The 17,410-nt window shown below is 63.8% G+C and carries 13 protein-coding genes; 9 read left to right on the plus strand and 4 right to left on the minus strand.

What is annotated here, in order from left to right; genetic code table 11:
- The first annotated feature begins 584 nt into the window (after window positions 1–584).
- From AX729_RS16185 to AX729_RS16200, 4 genes are all read left to right on the plus strand, one after another.
- On the plus strand, window positions 585–3,599 hold the full coding sequence (locus AX729_RS16185) for an ATP-binding protein (RefSeq protein WP_245325223.1): 3,015 nt from the start codon (window positions 585–587) through the stop codon (window positions 3,597–3,599).
- Window positions 3,600–3,889: 290 nt separating this feature from the next.
- The gene (locus tag AX729_RS16190; RefSeq protein ID WP_245325224.1) at window positions 3,890–4,879 is read left to right on the plus strand and encodes a cytochrome P450; all 990 of its coding nucleotides are present in this window, start codon (window positions 3,890–3,892) and stop codon (window positions 4,877–4,879) included.
- Between the two features lie 106 nt (window positions 4,880–4,985).
- The gene (locus AX729_RS16195; RefSeq protein WP_245325227.1) at window positions 4,986–6,734 is read left to right on the plus strand and encodes a hypothetical protein; all 1,749 of its coding nucleotides are present in this window, start codon (window positions 4,986–4,988) and stop codon (window positions 6,732–6,734) included.
- The gene (locus tag AX729_RS16200; protein ID WP_061024730.1) at window positions 6,731–8,200 is read left to right on the plus strand and encodes a Dyp-type peroxidase; all 1,470 of its coding nucleotides are present in this window, start codon (window positions 6,731–6,733) and stop codon (window positions 8,198–8,200) included. The genes AX729_RS16195 and AX729_RS16200 overlap by 4 nt, the downstream gene beginning before the upstream one ends.
- 23 nt (window positions 8,201–8,223) lie before the next feature.
- On the opposite strand, the gene AX729_RS16205 is transcribed toward AX729_RS16200, so the two are convergent.
- From AX729_RS16205 to hemB, 3 genes are all read right to left on the minus strand, one after another.
- Window positions 8,224–9,000 carry an arginyltransferase gene (locus tag AX729_RS16205; protein ID WP_061024732.1) on the minus strand — a complete coding sequence of 259 codons (777 nt, stop codon included), beginning with the start codon at window positions 8,998–9,000 and terminating at the stop codon, window positions 8,224–8,226.
- Window positions 9,001–9,119: 119 nt separating this feature from the next.
- Complete coding sequence (locus AX729_RS16210; protein WP_061024734.1) at window positions 9,120–9,662, minus strand: RDD family protein; 543 nt, start codon at window positions 9,660–9,662, stop codon at window positions 9,120–9,122.
- A gap of 203 nt (window positions 9,663–9,865) precedes the next feature.
- Window positions 9,866–10,927 (minus strand): porphobilinogen synthase, encoded by a 1,062-nt coding sequence (gene hemB / locus AX729_RS16215; protein WP_061024748.1) that lies wholly within the window; start codon window positions 10,925–10,927, stop codon window positions 9,866–9,868.
- 123 nt (window positions 10,928–11,050) lie between these two features.
- Between hemB and AX729_RS16220 the strand changes: the two genes are divergently transcribed.
- On the plus strand, window positions 11,051–11,554 hold the full coding sequence (locus AX729_RS16220; RefSeq protein WP_061024736.1) for a DUF6163 family protein: 504 nt from the start codon (window positions 11,051–11,053) through the stop codon (window positions 11,552–11,554).
- A gap of 503 nt (window positions 11,555–12,057) precedes the next feature.
- Window positions 12,058–12,576: a transcriptional regulator LdtR gene (gene ldtR, locus AX729_RS16225; RefSeq protein ID WP_061024738.1), complete on the plus strand. Its 519-nt coding sequence runs from the start codon at window positions 12,058–12,060 to the stop codon at window positions 12,574–12,576.
- Between the two features lie 182 nt (window positions 12,577–12,758).
- On the opposite strand, the gene AX729_RS16230 is transcribed toward ldtR, so the two are convergent.
- The gene (locus AX729_RS16230) at window positions 12,759–13,766 is read right to left on the minus strand and encodes an AraC family transcriptional regulator (protein WP_156457002.1); all 1,008 of its coding nucleotides are present in this window, start codon (window positions 13,764–13,766) and stop codon (window positions 12,759–12,761) included.
- Between the two features lie 209 nt (window positions 13,767–13,975).
- Between AX729_RS16230 and AX729_RS16235 the strand changes: the two genes are divergently transcribed.
- From AX729_RS16235 to AX729_RS16245, 3 genes are all read left to right on the plus strand, one after another.
- On the plus strand, window positions 13,976–16,528 hold the full coding sequence (locus AX729_RS16235; protein ID WP_061024742.1) for an autotransporter outer membrane beta-barrel domain-containing protein: 2,553 nt from the start codon (window positions 13,976–13,978) through the stop codon (window positions 16,526–16,528).
- A 108-nt stretch (window positions 16,529–16,636) separates the two neighbouring features.
- Window positions 16,637–16,873, plus strand: a complete 237-nt coding sequence (locus AX729_RS16240; RefSeq protein ID WP_061024744.1) for a hypothetical protein — start codon at window positions 16,637–16,639, stop codon at window positions 16,871–16,873.
- A 37-nt stretch (window positions 16,874–16,910) separates the two neighbouring features.
- A complete protein-coding gene (locus AX729_RS16245; protein WP_061024746.1) occupies window positions 16,911–17,132 on the plus strand; it encodes a hypothetical protein in 222 nt (73 codons plus the stop codon).
- Window positions 17,133–17,410: the final 278 nt, after the last annotated feature.

Consider the following 17,410-nt stretch of genomic DNA (forward strand, 5'->3'; position numbering starts at 1 on the left):
GCCTTGAAGGCGGTTCGGCGGACGATTGCCTGTTCCCGAAAGCACGGCGAAACGGACGGACGGTTGCACCTCGATTTTGTGAACTGACACCTTTTCAATTTGTGCGGGACGCGTATACTCCGGCCATTGCCGTTAGACGTAGTAGTGTAGGGCGTAACATGATGTTGTTTGTTTCAGGATTGATTTTGCTCCCCGCGGGATGATCGGCGGCCCGCGCGGTTGAAATTGGGCCGACTGCATTGTCTCCGGATACATTCAATTGCTGGTGCGCGGACTCCGTCGGCGCGACGGCGTCGTTTAGTTAAATTGATTGCTTTGATCGACGGCTGGTTTTTCTGCTGCGCGGATTAACGTCCGGGAGGGACGATGATCAGGCCAGAAGGCGTTGGTTATTTCGGTAAATTCATTGAGAAGCGAGGGCGGCCATGACCAGGTGTCCCTCTTGTTCCGCGCGTGTCTCCCGCGAGCATCGCTTCTGCTCTCGATGCGGCGCGGGTCTCAATCGTGGCGCTGGCGAGCCCGATATCCCGGATCGGGATCCGCGCGTCGTCGCGCTGCGTGATCCCTCTCCGTTGCGGTCAAGGATGCTGACCGAAAACAAGCAGGTCAGCGTGCTGTTCGCCGACGTCTGCGACTCCACTCAACTGCTGCAGCATGCCGACCCCGAGGAAGCCCGCAACTATCTCGGCAAGGCGCTGGATCAACTGGCCGAAGCAGTCGAGACCTATGGCGGGACGGTCAGCCAGTTGCTCGGCGACGGCCTCGTCGCGCTGTTCGGCGCGCCCCTGGCGCAGGAGGACCACGCGCTACGTGCGTGCCTTGCCGCCCTCAAGATGCAGAGAGCAACCTCTTCCGGCGCCGACCTGCAAGGAGTGGGCAGTCCGAAGTTGCGGATTGGCATCAATTCGGGAGAGGTGCTGGTCGGGGTCGTCGGGCAGTACGGGTGGTCGCATTATGGTGCCGATGGCAAGACGATTCACCTGGCGTCACGGCTCGAAAAGTTGGCTCCGCCCGGCGGCATTCTGGTCAGTGCAGCGACGCAGCGGCTTGTCGCGCAGCAGATCGAAACGCGGCCGGCGGGAACCAGGTCAATACGCGGATTGGACGAGCCGATCGAGCTTCACGAGGTCGTGGTCGAGACCGAAAGCTCGGCAGCCGCGCCGCTGACGCGCAAGCAACGCTGGGCGCCTCTGGTCGGCCGCGAAGAGTCCTTGCGGATCCTGGCCGGGGACGTCGAGGCCGTTCGAAACGGCGGCATGCGGACGATCGGGCTGTGCGGCGATGCCGGGATCGGAAAGTCCCGCTTGATCGCGGACTGGACCGCCACTCTCGCGAGCCAGGGCTTCGAGGTCTGCGTTTCGCAGGCGAGAGGCTATGCAAGCACCCGCGCCTACAACACCGCCACGGACCTGATCGCCAGCCTGGTCGGGCTGGCGCACGTCAACGGGACGGACATACGTCAATCCGCCAAGCGGGCCTTGATCGAGGCCTGGCCCGCCGAGGGGGCCGATCATCTCGCGGCGGTCAGCGACCTGTTGGGGCTGGCGGCGCCTGACCAGGCCTGGCTGGCGCTGAACCCGATCCAGCGACGGCGCCGCATTGGCGAGGCACTGCTGTGGCTGGTGCGCAGACGCGCCCAGCCGGGCCCGTTCGTGCTGGTGCTCGAGGACGTCTTCCTGGCCGATCGCGAAAGCCGGAGATTGTTCGAGGCGTTGCTTCCGAAGCTTCAGGGATTGCCGATTCTGGTTTGCGTCAGCTATCGGCCCGATTTCGATCATCAATGGCGGGCGGCGCCCTGGTTCGCAGAGCGTATGATCGAGCCGCTCCGCGACGGCGAGATGCTGAGGCTCGCACGTGCCCTGCTGGGTGACGATCCATCAGTGCTCGGCGTCATGAGCGAACTGGTCGCTCGCGCCGACGGCAATCCTTTCTTCCTCGAGCAGTTGGTCATCACCCTGATCGATGACGGGTCGCTGGAGGGAACGCCCGGCGCCTACCGTCTGCAGCGAGCTCTCGGCGAGCTGCGCGTGCCGGGCTCCATCGCCGCAGTCATTGGCGCGCGGACGGACAGGCTGCCTCAAGCCGCCAAGTCCGCGCTCGAGGCTGCGGCTGTGCTCGGCGATCCCATTACGCGCGACCTGATCGCCACCATGCAGGCCGTGGACCTCGCACGTGCCGAAGAATTGCTCGGTCTTTGCGTCGCGTCCGGGTTGCTGACGGGCCCCGAGCATACGAGCGAAGCGCACGCATTCGCGTTCCGCCACGCGTTGGTGCGCGACGTCGTGCTCGGGGTGCTCACGCGCAACAGGCTGAAAGCGCTGCATCGGCAGGCCTTCCTGGCGCTGCACGCACAGCCGGGGGCCGCGGATCCGGACGCTGCGCCTGCGTTGGCACACCATTCCTTCAAAGGCGAGGAATGGGAGCAGGCGGCAAAATTCGCCATCAAGTCGATGTCGCGAGCCATCTCGCATTCGGCCAACCAGGAAGCCCTCCAATTGTTCGAGAGGGGTATCCATGCGGCCCGGCGTGTCGACGGCGCTTCGACCGCGCAGGCCCTGGAGCTTGCGCTTCGGCTGGAAGCCATCGGCGCAATGCTGGCGCTCGGGCAGATCGACGACATCTTCAGCAACATGGAAAGGGCTGAAGCCATTGCCGCGCAACTGAACGACCAGCGTGCACGGGCGGCAGTTTCGACGGAGACGGCGGTGTTCTTGTGGATGCGCGGTCGTTTCGAGCTGGGGCTGCGCCACGCTTCGCTGGGTCTGGAGGCGGCCCGTCTCGCAAAGCGTCGCCACATGATGATGGCGGCGCATCAGACGCGCCTCATGCATCTGCATGCGCTCGGGCGATACGCGGAAGCGGCCGTCGAAGCCAACGTCCTGCTGTCCGACTACGGTCCGGAACTGTCGGCGCACTACGTCCAGCCCGGATGGGCCGCCATTCCCATCATCAATCTGTATGCGTTTCACGCCAGCACGCTCTGGCGTCTCGGGGACAGCGAGGCTGCCAACGCCCTCTGTGCCAAGGCCTACGAGATATTGTCGAACATCAACCACCCGTACTCCCGCCTGCTCATCGACACCGTCCAATCTCAGATATGGATCGAGAACGAGGAACTCGACCGCGCGGAGCCCTTGATGCGCATGGGCGTGCAGCAATGCATGACGCACAACGTGCCGACCATGCTCTCCGTTTGCACGGGCGTTCTCGGCAGCGCGCTTGCACGCAATGGCAAGGCTGCCGAGGCGGCGACCATGCTGGAGAAGGGGTTTGCCGAGCGCATCTACGAGGCGGCCGGACCCTACGGCAGGACGTTCATGCGCGTGAGCCTGGGCGTTGCCTATCGGAAGCTCGGACGGCTGGACGAGGCGATCGCGGTCGGACGCAAGGCGGTCGAGCAGGCCGCCGAAGAATATGGCCACCAGACCGAAGCCCTGTACGAGCTTGCCGAAACCTTGCGCCAGGCCGGCGATCTGGCAGGCGCCGAAGCGAATTTCAAGCGAGTCGCCGAGGCCGCGGACCGTTTGAGCATGCCCCACTATCAAAGGCAGGCCGCCGCAGCCCTCGCAGATTGGCGGAAGGACGGGTATGCAGCATGAAACTCTCAGCCGGCACTCCTGATGCAATGCCGCCGGGGCTCCGCAGCCTCCTCTACGGGATCTTCTGCTGGGCCAATCGTCATCCGACTGCCCTGCGCGCCGTCGGTGCAGTCCTTCGGCTCTGGCCGTTCGTCGGCGGCTGGTTCGGACTGGCGGCGCGGGCTAGCGCCGTGAAGGGTGTCCTGACGAGGCCGCAGAGCTTTTCCAATACCGCTCACGCGTCCAATCTATCGGCTGGCAACTATCTGATCGGCATGGATCCGGGGCCTCTCTACGATCACGACAAGCGTTTGCTCGACGCGCGGCTGGCCCTGCTGGCCTCGAACCTGCCTCTTGCTGCCGATCAGGAGGCTCAGTATCGCGTCACGCAGCTCTCGGCGATCGAAACGAAGAAGCCGTTCGATCTCATCGAGGACTACCTGATGTGGATCGTGTTTCGCGCGATGGATCCGCTCTTCGGGTCGGCGACCGCCCGGGTAGTTGCGGGCGCACATGGCAGCATCACGGACGTCGGACTACAGCGGCAGTATCTCCTGGAAATTCGATACGTCGCCGGCCAGCTCCTGGCCGGAAGCTCGGCGACGCTGAGGATTCAACGGCGGGCAGAGCTCTGCTCCGATGCCCTGCGTGCACGCATCGCGGCCGTGCGCGGCGACATTCAGGGCGCGTGGGGAGTGAACGAGACTGCCGAGGTGATTGACCGAAACGCGGTCGGTCTTGCATGGATTTCCCATCCGGTCACGGTCCAGTCCGGAGCACTGGCTGTGCAGGAACTGCTCGGTCGTCCGAAGGCGCACAGGGCGTTGCGGGCCGAAGCCGAGCGCCTCGGGCCGACCGCGGTTTGGGAGGACAAGGCGTTCCGCGACCTCGTTCGGAATCACGTGCTCGAGCTGATGCGCTTTCGTCCCATCTTTCCGCTGCTCGCCCGCGACGTGCCGCGCGATACCGAATTCGAGACGGGCGCCCGCCACAACGCAACATGCCCGGCCGGTGGCAAGATGGCGGTCTGGTCGATCGCTGCCTTGTTCGATTCGAGTGTCATCAAGAAGAGCCGCCGGTTTTGCCCCGCTCGCAAGTGGGGACAGCACGAGGATCTGCGCTGGTTGATGTTCGGATACGGCACTCGCCAATGTCCCGCCAAGGATTACGCAGTCGAGATACTGACGAGCGCGCTGATCGGTTTGTTGATCTTGCCCGAGCTGAAATTGGCAGGCGGCGAGGGCAAAGCCATCACCTACGATGGCCCGCTGATGTCGCGCATGAGCGTCAGCTTTACCTGATGGGCTGGGAGGAAAGACGGCCATGCTCAGGATCGTCCGGCAGCAGATGATCTGCATTATTGCGCCTGGCTGGCGCGGAGGTTTGGATTTTTCGGAGTCGGGGAGCATGCACCCGGCGCTGCAGGCACTGTTCATGGACGTCAAGGTGGTTCGGTTCGCTTCCATCGCGATGCTGCCGCCGAGCTCGGATGCGCAGGACCAACTGCCGTCTTTGATGCTCGAACTCGCCATCGAGGAGGGCATCGATCCCTACGACATGCTGTACCGTCTCGTTCATCATCCAAGCGGCACGATGTGGTCGCTTTACAGTTCTTACTGGCCCGGCACGGGGCCTGGGCTCGCGAGCGAGCGCAACGCCCAATTGCTCGACAGGTTGACGGAATGGCTCAGCATTGCCGATGGCGGTTTCGTCGGCGCACGGGACCGAACGGGCCGGCAGATCGAGAAGGAGCAGCAACTGCTCGAATGGACGCGCGCCGAGGCAGGTGGGCTGAGGGGAAGCTATGGCGAGGACCGCGCATCATTCGCGCTGGCCCTGGCGCAACGGGCGTTCCAGAATCCGGACTTCGATTGGGCGATGCAGGCTGCGCCGCGGTCCTATTGGCGCGGAAAGGGGGCGGGGATCGCCGCCAAGCTCGGCTACGTGGTTGGCATCTTCGGCCTTTGGCTGGTCGCGGTCTGGCTGGCGCTCGCGCTGCCGCGAGGCGCGACCGGCGTTTACGCCTGGCTGTTCGGCCCGCCAGCCTCTGGCTGGCAGGCGGCTGTGGATGCCGTCGGCAATGCGAGCGACTGGGTGCTAGGCGTGAGCATCAGGGGGGCCCTGTCCGTGATCGGGCTCGCATTGTTGGGATGGCTGTTCCTGATCGCGCTGCCGGCGCTGTCGGGATCCTGGAGACGTTGGCTGGAGAATGTCCGTCGCGAGCTCGAACGGCCGACGGAGACATGGTCGTCGTGGTCCACCTCCGCGGCCGGCCTGATCCTCGGCGTGCCGTTCGTTTTGGCTGTCCTCGCCGGTGCCGCCGTCTTCGTCTTCTGCCCCGATTATCTCGCCGGGAAGATCCACGAATGGTTGCCGCAGCTCCATGGTTGGAAGCTCGTCGTCTCCATCATCCTCGCGATCGCCGCGCTGATCGTTCTGGCTGTCGTCGTGCTAACTTGCCTTGACGCGCTCTTCACCCGGATCAACCGTCGGTTCAAATGGATATTTGACAAGTTCTTCGATCAGTATGAAGACGATGTGTCTCGGTCCCAGCAAGTTCATCCGTCGATAGACCGTTGTGAGGCGCTGCTGGTCCGCGAAACCGCGCATATGATCAGTCTGACGGATATCCGCAGTCCGAACGGCTGGAGTAGCTGGTGGATTCGAACGTCTCTGCGCATCGTGACACTTGCCGGTCGGGTTTTCTTCACCGAAGGCCGGCTGGGCGATGCGCCGGGCATCCATTTCGGTCATTGGCACATCATCGAGGGCGGTCGTCGCTATCTGTTCTGCTCGAACTATGACGGCAGCTTTGGCGGTTATCTCGACGATTTCATCAACGGCGCTACGATCGGAACGACGTTGGCCTGGCGGTGGACTACGCTGAAGCGGCGGCCATCGGCGGGATTCGACCAGCCGGCGGTCGAGGCGCCGCGCAGCTTTCCGCCGACGAGATTTGTCATCTTCCGCGGCGTGAAGTGCGAACTGAAGTTCAAGTCGTATGCGCGCGACAGCATGCTGCCGCATTTGTATCGGTTCGACGCTTCCAAGAAGTCGGTTGACGAAATCAACCTTGCCACCGGCCTGCGCGATGCCCTGTTCGGGGAGCGCAATGATCGAAACGACGATTTCATCATGAGGGCGATCGAAACATGAAAGCGCCGCGTCTTTCGGATCAACTCGGAGACATTCAGGGAATGCTCGGGAGCGGCTATGGCTGGTTGAAGACCAGCCGCTTCTGGCTGCTGACGATCAAGGACGGCCGCGAGAACGATGCTCGTGCGTGGCTCTCCAAGCTCCTCGACAAGAGACTGGTCGTCAGTGCCGCGGATGTGAGGAAGTCGAGAACGCACCGTATCGACGATGCGGTCGCAATCGCGTTCACCCATTTGGGATTGAAAAGGCTCGGATGCGAAGAAACCGACGCGCACCCGTTCCCGACCCCGTTCCGCAGCGGCATGGGGAGCGATCTGCGCGCACTGCTGTTGAGGGACAGTCCCCGGCAATGGCGCTGGTCCGACACCGGTGGTGCCGGCTGCAGCGCAGTGCATGTTCTGGTTGCCGAGTGGAGGTTGCGAGACCGCGTGGCGAACGGGCTGGCCGAACAGGAAGAGCTCAATCCCGATCGGGACGTGTTCGGCATCATCAAGATCGACAACGATCCTTACGCGTTCCAACAAAAGAAGGGCGACGACCGCGAGAAATTGTACGAGGTGTTCGGGTTTCGGGATGGCCTCGCACAGCCGGTGATCCAGGGGCTTAGAGACGCGGGAGAGAGTGGCGAGTTCGCAAAGGTCAAGCAGGATGCAGCTCCCTTCTATGACGATCGCCTCGTCGCTCCCGGCGAATTCATTCTGGGCTACCGCAACGAGTATGACGAGCTCACCTATTGTCCGAATGCCAAGGACTGGCCGGGTGATGCCACCTATACCGGTGGGCGCTTTGCGCTGAACGGAAGCTATCTGGCGGTTCGCCAGATCGAGCAGGATGTCGACGCCTTCAACCGGTTCGAGCAAGCCAACGGCGCGGAGGTTTGCGAGAAGTTGATGGGGCGTCGGAAGAATGGCCTGCCGTTGTCGTGGAAGGGCGACCCCGGCACTCCCGTTTCGGACTCAAAGGCCGACGCCTTTCGATTTCGTGTCGACGACGCGAACGGCTTTGGTTGTCCGAGGGGTGCGCATGTTCGCAGAGTGAATCCCCGGGACACGTTGGGCACGGACGTGCAATCCAGCATCAAATCGACCAAGCTGCACAGGCTGCTGCGCCGCGGACGGCCCTATTGGCAGAAAGAGGGAAGCGATACGCGCAAAGGCATCTTCTTCATTGCCTGCAATGCGGATCTCGAGCGACAGTTCGAGTTCATTCACCAGCGCTGGGTCCGAAACCCGTGCTTCGCGAATCTCCACGCCGACGATCCGCTGGTGGGCGCGGACGGCGCCAAGTCCTTCTCGATACCCGGCCTGGTGAGCGGCGAGGAAGTGTCAGTAGCGACGTTCACATGTACACGGGGAGGGGGCTATTTCTTTCTTCCTGGACTCTCCGCGCTCAAATTCATCCTCGAGCGTAAGACCGTTGCCGAGGTCGCGTTCCGGTTTGCCACTTCTGCGACGGCCGCGCCCTAGTGGCGGAAGCGTACTTGAAAGCCTTAATCCTGCGGCTCGGACGCAGCATCGCCCTGGGCGTCGACGCGCAGCCAGCCTGACGGCGCGAGGCGCTGCTGCGGCAGGAAGCGGGCCTTGTAGTCCATCTTCTTGGAGCCTTCGATCCAGTAGCCGAGATAGACGTAAGGCAGGCCTTGCCGGCGCGCGCGGGCGATGTGGTCGAGGATCATGAAGGTGCCCATCGAGCGGCTGACCTGGCTGGGCTCGAAGAAGGAATAGACCATCGACAGGCCGTCGCTGAGCACGTCGGTCAGCGCCACCGCGATCAGCTCATCGCCGCGGCCGGTGAGGCCGCTGTCGGGGCCGCGCTTGCGGTACTCGATGATGCGGGTCTCGACGTGGCTGTCCTCCACCATCATGGCGTAGTCGAGCACGGTCATGTCGGCCATGCCGCCGTGACGGTGACGCGCGTCCAGATAGGCGCGGAACACCGAATATTGCTCGGAGGTGGGCACGGGGCTGCGCTGCTCGCCGATGATGTCGGCGTTCCGCGCCATGACCTTCCGGAAGTTGCGGGAGGCCCGGAACTCGTTCGCGACCACCCGGACCGAGACGCAGGCGCGGCACTGGTCGCAGGCAGGGCGATAGGCGATCGACTGGCTGCGGCGGAAGCCGCCATGGGTCAGGAGGTCGTTGAGGTCGCCGGCCCGGTCACCAACGAGGTGCGTAAACACCTTGCGCTCATGCCGGCCCGGCAAATACGGGCAGGGGGAGGGCGCCGTAAGATAAAACTGTGGTGTGTCGCGCGAGTGCTGGGTCAAGGGACGTCGTGGGCCTCCGAAGTGGAAATCAGCATCGCGCTACGGAAGCCCTTGGTCAATCGGTCTACTCGGCAGGTCAGATCAGACAGCTTAGTCGGTCCTGGTTGACAGGTCCTTGATCACCAGCTTCTGGCGCCCTGGGGCACAGTTGCGCGGACGGAATTGTTGATCACGACCGTTCCCAGCACGAAATCGTGCAGCAGGCGACGGCGGCCGTTGAACAGGCCGACCAGCACGACGAACGGCGACAGGAACGAGACCGTGACCCAGAACAGCACGGCATGGGTGGCGCCCAGGACGAAATAGCCGGGCGCGCCGTACCAGGTGCGCAGCTCCAGATCCATCAGGCGCATGCCGATCGTCGCGGAGGAGGGACCGCCGATGCAGGCGCCGTAATAGACGATGGCCCAGATCACGGAGGCCGGCCAGGCCAGCCAGAACAGCGCCCAGCCGAGGCCCAGTGTGACCACTCCGAACAGCGCGATGAAGACGTAGCCGAGGACGACGGGAACGGAGATCACGACCATGTCGATCAGGAAGGCGAACACGCGCCGCGTCGCCACGCCGCGGAACAGTTCCGGATGCAGATAGGGGTCGTAGGCGTGCGGCTGCACCCCGCCGTCATTGCGCCAGGCGTCTGAGCTACCCGAGTCATACGACATCGTCCGTCCTCCCAGGAGGAAAAACCCTCGTGGCACGACATGGGAACAGACCAGGCCCGTGCCAAGGGCGCACGGGCATCAACAAGCCGAAATATTCCGGCGATTCGGGGGCGGTCGGAAACGGCGATGAGAGGCGGCCATTGCCGCAAATTCTCAAGCTGTCCCGGCATTCGCCGGGACGACGTCGTGGATGTGGCGCGAGATTAACCCTGTGCCCGCAGCTTCTCCGCCGCCTTCGGGGCAAAATAGCTGAGCACGCCGTCCGCGCCGGCGCGCTTGAAGGCGAGCAGGCTCTCCATCATGGCGCGTTCGCCGTCGAGCCAACCGTTGTTTGCGGCGGCGGCGATCATCGCGTACTCGCCGGAAACTTGGTAGGCGAAGGTCGGCATCGCAAAGGTGTCCTTCACGCGGCGCACCACGTCGAGATAGGGCATGCCGGGCTTCACCATCACCATGTCGGCGCCTTCGACGATGTCGAGTTCGACCTCGCGCAGCGCCTCGTCGGAGTTGGCGCTGTCCATCTGGTAGGTGCGCTTGTCGCCGGTCAGCGTCTTGGCCGAGCCGATGGCGTCGCGGAACGGCCCGTAGAAGGCGGAGGCGTATTTCGCGGCATAGGCCATGATCTGCACGTCGAGCAGACCTGAGCCGTCCAGCCCCTCGCGGATCGCGGCAACGCGGCCGTCCATCATGTCGGAGGGCGCGATGATGTCGCAACCGGCTTCGGCTTGCACCAGCGCCTGGCGCACCAGCACGGCGACCGTCTCGTCGTTCAGGATCTTGCCGTCGGAGATCAGGCCGTCATGGCCGTGGCTGGTGAAGGGATCGAGCGCGACGTCGCAGAGGATGCCGATCTCCGGAAACTCCTTCTTGATGGCGCGCACGGCCTGGCAGACCAGGTTGTCCGGATTGGTCGCTTCCGAGCCTTCCTCGTCGCGCAGGGAGGGTTCGGTGTAGGGAAACAGCGCGAGGCAGGGAATGGTGAGCTTCATCGCCCGCTCGGCCTCGCGTACGGCCTGGTCGACGCTGAGGCGGTCGACGCCCGGCATCGAGGCGACCTGCTCGCGCCTGTTGGTGCCGTCGATCAGGAACAGCGGCCAGATCAGATCGTCCGTGGTGAGGACGTTCTCGCGCACCATGCGCCGGGCCCACTCGGCCTTGCGGTTGCGGCGCGGGCGGACGGTCAAATCGAGCGCATGGGGCACTGCCGCGCTATCCCGGCGCGATACCTCGCGCAATTCGATCGGACGTCCGTATTTGATCGCCATCATTCTTCCTCCGGCTGGAATTATTCTTATACCAGCTCTCATGGTTCCCGTCATCGCGGCTTGACCTGCCGCAAGGGATGGCAGGCCGATTGATTTTGCGGGGCGAAGCAGCCAGAAGGGGGCATGTCCGAGATCTCCACCCGCGATGCGGCCCGCGACGGCGCCAATGGCAGGGACGCCATTCGAGACAACGCCAGAGACAACGCAATGTCGGTGGCGGCGATCTCGTCGGAGCGGGCCGAGTCCGACGACAATGTCTGGACGCGCCGGCTGGTGCTGTTCCTGCGGGTGATGGCGCTGCTCTCGATCCTGAAGGGGCTCTATCACTGGGCGCAGGTTACCGGCTTCGTCGGCGGCGAGGACGAGGCCTTCGAGAACCAGTCGATGGCCTGGCAGGCCGCGACCGTCTACTTCGCCGTGATCGAGCTCGTCGCCGCCGTCGGCCTCTGGCTCGCGACGCCCTGGGGCGCGGTGGTGTGGCTGACGACCGTTGTGTCGATGGCGGTGATCGAGCTGATGTTCCCCGGCATCTATGGCGGCAGCCTGGTCGTGGTCGGCGTCGAAGCCTTCATGCTCGCCGCCTATCTCGCGCTCGCCTGGATGGCCGCACGGGAACGGCCGCCATAGCGGCGTTTCCCGACGCGCGAGCACGCGTGCCCCGGACGCAGTGCAGCACGAAGTGATGCGATGCTGAGCCGGGGCCCATTTCTCCGCGACCTCACCAGCGACATCTGGATCCCGGCTCTGCGCTCCGCTTCGCGGCGCTTGTCCGGGACATGAGAGTGTTACTTTTGGTTGACCGTTGGTTGCCTAAAATTTGCAGTAAGTTTTCGTTGACCAGCCGGTTCCGCCACAGCCGTTACGCGCTCGTTTCGAAACGGGGCGGGGCTGTTCTGGAATGCGACAAGCGGGGCGGACGGAGGGTGAACAGGACCTTGCGAGGGTCAACAGACGGTTGCGAAAAGTGCTTGTGGGACAGGCTTAATCCGCAATTCACTGTCTTAAATTCATGATCTCTTTATTCTCTTATTTAAGCCGATCTTCAAACGCGCCCCTTAAGTTGCACCTATCAGACGGGACACAAGTTTCGTCGAATAAGTGTCGATAAAAACGACAACAGGGGAAGTGTCATGATGAAAGCCGTCGCAACTGCGGCAGATACGGCAGAGCGCGTCTCCGGCCAGCAGGGTTCGGTGCAGTCGCTCTATCTGGAAGCTTTGACTCTGGTGGAGCGGCTGCATCGCCGGCTCCTCGACGTGATCAAGGATGAATTCGATCGCCGCGGCCGTGCGGACATCAACTCGGTCCAGGCGCTCCTGCTCTACAACATCGGCGACAAGGAGCTGACCGCGGGCGAGCTGCGCACGCGCGGTTACTATCTCGGCTCCAACGTCTCCTACAATCTGAAGAAGCTCGTCGAGCTCGGCTTCCTCGACCATCAGCGCTCGCGCGTCGATCGCCGCTCAGTGCGCATCCGCCTGACCCCGCAGGGCCAGGAAGTCCGCCGCATCGTCGATTCGCTTTACCAGAAGCACGTCAAGACGGTGGAGCAGGTCGGCGGCATCTCCGGCGACGAGTTCGCGACCCTGAACAAGTCGCTGCACCGCCTGGAGCGGTTCTGGACTGACCAGATCCTCTATCGCCTCTGAGTTTTCGAAGGGATCGAGGCCAAGCCGGCCCGCAACAAGACCGGCAGCCCTCCCGAACGTGCCTGACTTCCCCCAGCGCGCCGGCCCGGATCTGTCCGGACCGGTGCGCCGTTCGCGCGTTTGCAGAAGGCAGGAAGCCCTGCGCCGCGCAGCGCGGTCGTTGTCCTCCGCCGGCTCGGCTTTCAGCGCAAGCGCTCCTCCCAGTGGCGAAACAGGGCGACTTCATCGTCGGCCGCGACGACCGGGTATGACGGGCCGCCAAGGCGCGCACGCCGCGGGCTGAACCCGAATTGCTTGCGAAAGGCCCGGCTGAAATGCGCCGCGCTTGGAAAACCGTATTCGCGGGCGACATCGCCGATTGCGAGGGCTTCGCCGGCGTTGAGGCGGGCGTGAATCGTCTCCAACCGTCGCTTCCGGATATAGGCCGTGACGCCGCCTGCATTGGCGAAGGCGCGATAGAGATTGGATTTCGACGTTGCGAGAGCCCGGCTCATGGCGGCGATGTCGAGCCGGTCGGATGAAAGGTTCTGGTCGATATAGGCTTCCGCGCGCTCGCGGAGCGTGGTCACTGACCTGCGGGGCGCGGCTTCGCCGCCTGCCGGCCGCGCGCTCAGCACCGTCGCCAAAAGCCCGACGAAGGCCGCCGACAGGCTGGCCGCATCCTGGACGGTCATCTCCTCGAGTTGTTGCACGAAGGACAACAGGAAGTCGGCGACGAGGCGGCCCCATGCACCGTCGATGATCACGCCGTGGGTGGAGGGATCATAACCCGTTCGCTCGAAGGCGCGTCGCGCTATGGTGCAGGTGATGCAATCCAGCGCCGTCCCATCGGTCACCAGCGCGCGTCGCGTATCGAATGCGGCCAGCTCGCCTTGCCGCATCGTACGCGGGGAGGGCTCGTCGTCGGTGACGAAGGTCACCGTGCCGCCCTTGAGGAAAACCACCTGGATCATGTCGAGGCCGTCGGCCTTGGCCATCTCGGCGGTCCGCGCCATCCTGACCGGACCGATCCGGGAATGGGTCACGACCATGTCGCCGAGAGTCCAGGCGTCCACGACGGCTTCGAACGGCGCGCCGGCGTCGAGGCGGGTCACCTCATGCGTGGCGATGCCCGAGCGCCAAATGTCGAATCTGTCGGTCTCGGGGAAATTGCTGGTGTCGAAATGCAGCACCGGAATGGGGGTGGACATGGTCTCCCTGCGAAGTCCCAAACGCTCTTCGCGTTGCTTATAAAACGGCGCCTCGCGCGAGCCGAAGGCAATTTTGACTTCCCGGACCAAGAGAGTTGACCGCTGAATTCAAAATCGATCTGGCGCGCTTCGCAGGAGCCGAATCCGTTGTACGTTGGCGTGCTGACAACTTATTGCTCGCAAGTGATTTGACTCTCCAGGCCTTTGCAATGTCCACGTCCGATTTGTCGCGCGCGGTGTCCGCTCTCTCGTTGCGCTCGTTCAGGCCGTCTCCGGTCCGCTTGTTCGTCATGGCTGTTGCGGCTTTTGCCGCCATGCCACTGCTCTCGGCGCCAGCTCAGGCGGCTTGCACGCCCGCTGCCGCCAACAATGTCTCCGCGACCTGCACCGGGGGCACCACGGATCAGAATGGCACGAACGGTTACGGCTCGGCCGGGATCGACAATCTCGCGGTCACCGTCGTCCAGGGGGCGTCAGTGACCGGGACGAGCTACGGCATCAGGTTCAACACCGGGACGGTCGTGAACTCGGGCACGATCACGGGGATCAACGACCGCGGTGTCTTCGGTGCGACCAGCGCGACCGTGACCAATTTCGGCACGATCAGCGGCTTCGTCGGAGTCGACACGGGCCTTGACGGGTCCGTTACGAATTTTGGGACCATCACCGGCACCTTTAGCGATGGCGTCAGGGGCCACAACGTCACCGTCGTGAATTCCGGGACGATCACGGGCGCGGGCTTTGACGGCGTCTTTGCCACGGGCACGAGTACGGTCAACAATTCGGGCAGCATCATCGGAAATTTGCACGGCATCTACGCCCTGGCCGACATCAGCGTCATCAACTCGGGCTCGATCAGTTCAGCGAACGACGCCATCTATGCGGCGAACGGCAGCGCGACGGTGGTCAATTCAGGCACCATCGCGATGACCGATACCTTCGGCAGCGTCATTTATGCGCAAACGAGCCTGACGCTGATCAATTCGGGGATCATCACGTCGACGTCGGTGGGGCCTTCTTCCAGCGGCACGATCGACGTGACCAATTCAGGGTCCATCCTCAACAATGGATTCGGCCCGGCCATTTCCGGCACGGTTGCGAAGGTGACGAATTCCGGCACCATCATCGCCGCTGATGGCGCGGTGGTCAGCGCCGTGAACGTCACAGTTACCAATTCCGGATTGATGCGCGGCTATTGGGAGGGCATTGGGTCCCAGTACGCCACCGTCACCAATTCTGGCACGATCATCGGCGAGCATTCGGCAGGCGTTTCCGCCTCGTTCGATGCGATCGTCACGAATTCCGGCGCGATCACAGGGAGCGGCGCGGGCATTCGCACCTTCAACGGCAGCGTCAACGCGGTCAACTTCGGGACGATCACGGGCAAAGGGCCTTCCGGCATCGGCATATTGTCTGGGACCACGGGGACCCTGGTCAATTCCGGCACGATCATCGGCGAGGGCGGTACGGCGATCCAGTTCGGCGCGACGACGCCCGCGCAATCCGACAGCCTGACCGTGCTTCCCGGTGCACGCTTCGGCGGGGTGGTCGATTTCACCGGGGGCGCGGACGCCGTCAGCTTCGGTCCCGGAAGCTGGATCCTGAACACGGCCAATTTCGACAAGACGCTCTCGACCGTGACCACCGCCGGCAATCCTTACGTGGTCACGTCCAACCAGATCATCGTCGCCGATCTCTCCAGCTTCGGCGCGCAGAACCGCGCGATCATGGACATCACCGGATGGATCGGCTCGGTCCTGCCTGATGCGCCCGTGTTCTCGCCGGGCGCGGGCGCTGCCAATGCCAATGCGTTTGCCGCGACCGAACCGGCGGCGTCTCCGTTCGACGCGTTCGCCAGTTTTCCCTCGGGAGCCCTGGGATATGCCCCGGCGCCTGCGTTCAAGGCGGCGAGCGCCACCTACGGCGAGAGCAATGCGGTCTGGGCCAAGGCCTTTGGCGGCCAGCGCCTGCAGGACAACAACGGTGCATTGATCGGGGGGACCACGACAGGCTATGGCGCCGCGGTCGGCTACGAGCGGCTGGTCAGTCCCGACCTCAGGCTAGGCGTGCTGGCGGGCGGCAGCACCAACAAGACCAATCTGTATTTCAACGCCGGCTCGACCGGCACCGACACCGTGTTCGGCGGCGCCTATGGCCGAAAGACCTGGGGCAGCACCTTCCTCGATCTTTCCGTGATCGGCGGAAGCCTCGACAATTCCAGCTTGCGCAATATCGGAGGTGGCCTCGCCGTTGCGACGGCCACGGCGTCCTATGGCGGCTGGTTCGTCAATCCGGCGCTGATGTTCGGACGCCGCCTCGATGTCGACGGGCGCGGCTTCACGATCACGCCGGCGGTGAAGGTGCGCTACGTGGCCGCGCATTTCGGCGGGTATACGGAGACCGGCGCGGGCGTTGCCAATGTCAGCGTCGCCGGCCGCGACTTCCAGGCCTGGGAGGAGCGGGCCGAACTGACCTTTGCCAACAGCAGAATGCTGGCCAACGGACACCGGGTGACCGCGCGGGTCTCGGCCGGTGCCCTCGCGCAGCAACGCAGCGCGGGCGAGCTGCTCAACGTCGTTTTGCTGGGACAGAATTTCATCGCGACGACGCCCGAGCGCAGCAGCGTCGTGGGCGGCTACGGCAGTGCGGGCGTCGACTGGCAGATGGGGCGGGTCACGCTGTTCGCTCTGGGCGAGGCGACCTATACCAACGATGTCTCGCGCACCTATTCCGGCAAGGGCGGCGCCCGCTTGACCTGGTGAACCCATCGAGCAACCATCTCCGCAGCCGTTCGCACGTGCGAAAAATCTGAACGGCCGGCGGAACCTGTTCCGACCCCCGCAGTTATTCCTTCCAACCGGAGGGATGTCATGCTGATCGAGCGCGGGCTTCAGGCGATGAACGTAGAACTCGTCAGCGAGGCCTACGCCATTGCCGCGAATTACCTTCGCCGCTCCGGCGCGATCCCCGATTCCCTCGTGACTGACGAACGCCTGCTCGGGATCATCGTCAAGCTGCTCCAGCGCGGTGAATTCAACAAGATTAGGCTCGCCAACAAGGCGATCACGTGGTTCGAGACGCAGTCCGATGCCCGCGCGGTTGCCTGATCAAAACTCCGAAAATATCGACGAACCAGAGGGTGCCATGGAAGCTGCCATCGACCGCATCATGAAGACCTATGACCTGCTTGCCAACCGCACCGCCGCGGCCAGCGAGGAGGCGAGGGCCAAGGTGACGGCCTACCTGAATACCCTGATGGAAGCCGGCGAGCGGGACACCCACCGCTTGACGGTCTGCGGCCTGACATACTTGCGCCAGCTCGACGGCAGCGTGGATCCGGTGAAGGCGGGGTATACCGGACTATGACCGGCCGGGGAGCTGCGTCCGGTTAGGACCAGAACGGGCCTTTCGGGCTGGCAGGACGGACGGGGCGCGTGAGCCGCACTTCCTCCATAACCTTCAATGTCCCACCATATCTTGCATAAATATCAGGCCCGACCCGCAAATGCTTGGCCGGGGGCGGGCGATGTGGTAGATCGCGCTCGCCGCTTCCGATCGCCACACCAGACCCGCCCGTAGCCCGCCAAAAGGCTGCGGCGGTGGAGATATTCGCAAGATGACCGCACCCAAGACCGCCTCCGCGC

The organism is Bradyrhizobium sp. CCH5-F6 (genome assembly GCF_001556045.1).
Lineage (GTDB): Bacteria > Pseudomonadota > Alphaproteobacteria > Rhizobiales > Xanthobacteraceae > Bradyrhizobium.

Coding starts and splice junctions, on each gene's coding strand:
- AX729_RS16185 (WP_245325223.1), top strand. CDS start 585: ATGCTGACCGAAAACAAGCAGGTCAGCGTGCTGTTCGCCGACGTCTGC.
- AX729_RS16195 (WP_245325227.1), top strand. CDS start 4,986: ATGCACCCGGCGCTGCAGGCACTGTTCATGGACGTCAAGGTGGTTCGG.
- AX729_RS16200 (WP_061024730.1), top strand. CDS start 6,731: ATGAAAGCGCCGCGTCTTTCGGATCAACTCGGAGACATTCAGGGAATG.
- AX729_RS16210 (WP_061024734.1), bottom strand. CDS start 9,662: ATGTCGTATGACTCGGGTAGCTCAGACGCCTGGCGCAATGACGGCGGG.
- hemB (WP_061024748.1), bottom strand. CDS start 10,927: ATGGCGATCAAATACGGACGTCCGATCGAATTGCGCGAGGTATCGCGC.
- AX729_RS16220 (WP_061024736.1), top strand. CDS start 11,051: ATGTCCGAGATCTCCACCCGCGATGCGGCCCGCGACGGCGCCAATGGC.
- ldtR (WP_061024738.1), top strand. CDS start 12,058: ATGATGAAAGCCGTCGCAACTGCGGCAGATACGGCAGAGCGCGTCTCC.
- AX729_RS16230 (WP_156457002.1), bottom strand. CDS start 13,766: ATGTCCACCCCCATTCCGGTGCTGCATTTCGACACCAGCAATTTCCCC.
- AX729_RS16235 (WP_061024742.1), top strand. CDS start 13,976: ATGTCCACGTCCGATTTGTCGCGCGCGGTGTCCGCTCTCTCGTTGCGC.
- AX729_RS16240 (WP_061024744.1), top strand. CDS start 16,637: ATGCTGATCGAGCGCGGGCTTCAGGCGATGAACGTAGAACTCGTCAGC.
- AX729_RS16245 (WP_061024746.1), top strand. CDS start 16,911: ATGGAAGCTGCCATCGACCGCATCATGAAGACCTATGACCTGCTTGCC.